Here is a 3,455-nt window from a genome sequence, read left to right as displayed (position 1 = left end):
ATGGGGCCATGTGGGAGCCGGGCTTGCCCGCGATAGCGGTAGGTCAGGCAATAAGAGGCTGGCTGATACACCGCTATCGCAGGCAAGCCAGCTCCCACAGGTTGAGTCCAGGTCTATTCAGTTATGGCTTCACGAGCCGCGCATCCAGGCTGTTCTGCGCCAGGCGTTTGGCCTGGTCCTGAGTCATGCCCAGGCTGGTGTGCAGCGCATGGAAGTTCTCAGTGACGTAACCGCCGAAGTACGCCGGGTCATCCGAGTTCACGGTGACCTTTACGCCACGTTCGAGCATGTCGAGGATGTTGTGCTGGGCCATGTCGTCGAACACGCAGAGCTTGGTGTTGGACAGCGGGCACACGGTCAACGGGATCTGCTCGTCGATGATGCGCTGCATCAAGCGCTCGTCTTCAATGGCGCGCACGCCGTGGTCGATGCGCTGGATTTTCAGAAGGTCGAGGGCTTCCAGATGTACTCGGGCGGGCCTTCTTCGCCAGCGTGGGCGACGGTGAGGAAGCCTTCGTGACGGGCACGGTCGAACACGCGCTGGAACTTGCTCGGTGGATGGCCCATTTCCGAGCTGTCCAGGCCCACGGCCACGAACGCGTCACGGAATGGCAGCGCCTGGTCGAGGGTTTTCTGCGCTTCGTCTTCGCTCAGGTGGCGCAGGAAGCTGAGGATCAAACCGCTGGTGATGCCCAGTTGCTGCTCGCCGTCTTTGAGTGCGGCGGCGATGCCGTTGAGCACCACTTCGAACGGCACGCCACGGTCGGTGTGGGTTTGCGGGTCGAAGAACGGTTCAGTGTGAATCACGTTCTGGGCCTTGCAGCGCAGCAGGTAGGCCCAGGTCAGGTCGTAGAAATCCTGGGACGTGCGCAGCACATCGGCGCCCTTGTAATACAGGTCGAGAAACTCTTGCAGGTTGTTGAAGGCGTAGGCCTTGCGCAGGGTTTCGACGTCGTTCCATGGCAGCGCAATCTTGTTGCGCTCGGCTAGGGCGAACAGCAGCTCAGGCTCCAGCGAGCCTTCCAGGTGCAGGTGCAATTCAGCCTTGGGCAGGGCGTTGAGCCAATCGTACATTTTTAAATTCTCATCAAGTGCAATGGCGGCATTCTACAGGCCATGGCTGAAATAATCGGCAAAACCTGACCAGCAGGAGAGTATTTCTGTCACTCACGCAAGGGCGGCCTGAACTAAGGTGTAACGAAACGTTAGTGGCTCGGCGCAGTCTGTACCCCATCAATGACTGATTCGCTGTATGAAAAGGCCCGGAATGCTCACATCCCTCAAGCAAGAAAAATTCATGCTGCTGGCGCTGATTGCCGCCATCGCCGCCTACCCGCTGGAACACTGGATGCTCCACAGCGGCCAACTGGTCGCGCTGCTGGCCGGCTTCGCGCTGATCGCGTTTATCGTGATGGCATCGATGCGCGTGGCTCATCACGCCGAGCAGTTTGGCGGAAAAAGTCGGTGACCCCTACGGCACCATGATCCTGACCCTCGCCGCGGTATTGGTGGAGGTGGTGATCCTGGCGATCATGATGAGCAACGAGCCATCGCCGACGCTGGTGCGCGACACCATTTACTCAGCGGTGATTTTCTAGACACACTCCGCTTTGGTGTCAAAGCCCTTAGGCTTTGACCTGCTCTTGCTCTTGATGGGGATGCTTAAGATGTGTATTTGATTGGGAGTGCTCTTGCCTTGTCCTCCCTGACACACCTCTATCTATGGCATATCCCGGAAGCCCGGAAATTTCCTGAGCCTAACTCTGCTCGAGACCTACGGATATTTGAGGATGAACGGCATGGTGTGCCGATTGTCTAGAAAAGTGCTCTCCGTAACCCGATGACGACAGGGTAATCCTGAGCCTTCGGAGGGAGCGTATGCGGGTCATTAGCGTCTGTATGCATGAGGCGGTCGGGGAACAGAATAAATCAACGCAAGGAGCCTTAGATGGCCGGCAGTAGCTTGTTCGCACTATTGGATGACATCGCCACACTGCTAGACGACATTTCGCTTATGAGCAAAAGTCGCTGCAAAGAAATCGGCTAGTGTCCTGAGCGACGACCTTGCTGTGAATGCTGAGCAGGTTACCGGCATGAAAGCCGACCGGGAGCTACCGGTGGTATGGGCTGTATTCAAGGGCTCGTTGAGAAACAAAGCCATCCTGGTGCCTTGTGCTTTGGTGTTGAACGCACTTTTGCCTGCGGCGGTTCACTGGCTGCTCATGATTGGGGGGGCATATCTCTGTTATGAGGGCTTTGAGGCCATTAAGGACAAGTTCACGGCTAGTAGAGACAATGGGACAGGGCAACCAAGAAAACCCAAGTCCAAGACCCCAGAAGAGCTCGCCGCTTATGAGGAACGGAAGATTTCTGGGGCGGTACGGACTGATTTCATCCTGAGCGCTGAGATCATAGTGATTACCCTGAATATTGTGACTGACGCCCCAATGCTTCAGCAGGTGTTAACGCTAGCGCTGATCGCAGTGATCATGACAGTGGGCGTTTACGGCTTGGTTGCGGGGATCGTTCGCTTGGATGATGCAGGGCTTATTCTGCAGAAATCCAAAGCTACCGGTAGATGGGGCTCGATGGTGAGGTCTGTTGGCGGTTGGCTCTTGTCGGCGGCACCGAAACTGATGAAGGCATTGTCTTGGATTGGGACTGTTGCCATGTTTCTAGTCGGTGGTGCGTTCATTACAGAAGGCATTGGGCCTATGCAGCACTTTGCTGAAAAGCTTGTCGCTGGGGCAGGGTCGTGGGAAACCATCGCAACACTAGCCATTCACTGCCTGGTAGGCGTGCTTGTCGGCTTCGTCGCGGTACTTGTCATTAAAGGCATTACGACTCTGTTTGGTAAAGCATCAATGTAGGCCATGTGAGCTTAACAGGTGCACTCGCTCCCGCGTCATCTTCGGCGGGAATTTGAGAGGCGGAGTGCACCGCAGAAGCGTTGGCAACCCGTGTGAGAAAACCGCAGGCCTTCTCAATAGAGTGAGCGCGACGAACGATCTGGCTGCTCGTAACACGATACACTCTAGGCATTCTGCCATTACGCCTACCAGCTTTTCTCACGGACACATCATGGATTACAAACGCATCAGAGGAATGGACTCAGGACAACGCCTCGCCTTTGAAGAACTCATATGCCAACTAGCCAGACGTGAGCAGCCAGCTATGGCTCATGCAGAGTTTAGGCGAATAGAAGGTGCTGGAGGAGACGGGGGAATCGAGGCGTACKKDAAAAAAAAAACCCCCCCCCCCCCCCCCCCGGGGGGGGGGGTTTTTTAAAAAAAAAGACTTCGAGCCGGCAAGCAGCAGGCGGCACAGGTTGAGCAAACTGACGGAGCTATCAGCTGGCAATTGGCGATGGGGAAATCACGGCGTAGGTCATCGCGGCAGTCTACGCGTCTGGTGCCGGGATGGCTGCAGAAAGAAGATCCGGTACGACGAAGGAA

At 56.1% G+C, this 3,455-nt stretch carries 3 pseudogenes; 2 read left to right on the top strand and 1 reads right to left on the bottom strand.

From position 1 onward, the window contains the following. Positions 1 to 121 precede the first annotated feature (121 nt). A pseudogene (locus DQ405_RS26010) lies at positions 122 to 1,074 on the bottom strand (adenosine deaminase). Between the two features lie 193 nt (positions 1,075 to 1,267). Here DQ405_RS26010 and DQ405_RS26005 point away from each other — a divergent pair. Both DQ405_RS26005 and DQ405_RS26000 read left to right on the top strand, forming a co-directional pair. Further along, positions 1,268 to 1,592: pseudogene (locus DQ405_RS26005) on the top strand (calcium:proton antiporter); the annotation flags it as partial. A 356-nt stretch (positions 1,593 to 1,948) separates the two neighbouring features. After that, a pseudogene (locus tag DQ405_RS26000) lies at positions 1,949 to 2,870 on the top strand (DUF808 domain-containing protein). Positions 2,871 to 3,455 lie beyond the last annotated feature (585 nt).

It is taken from the genome of Pseudomonas sp. SST3, from assembly GCF_003325755.1.
This window is presented reverse-complemented; position numbering and strand designations above follow the sequence as displayed.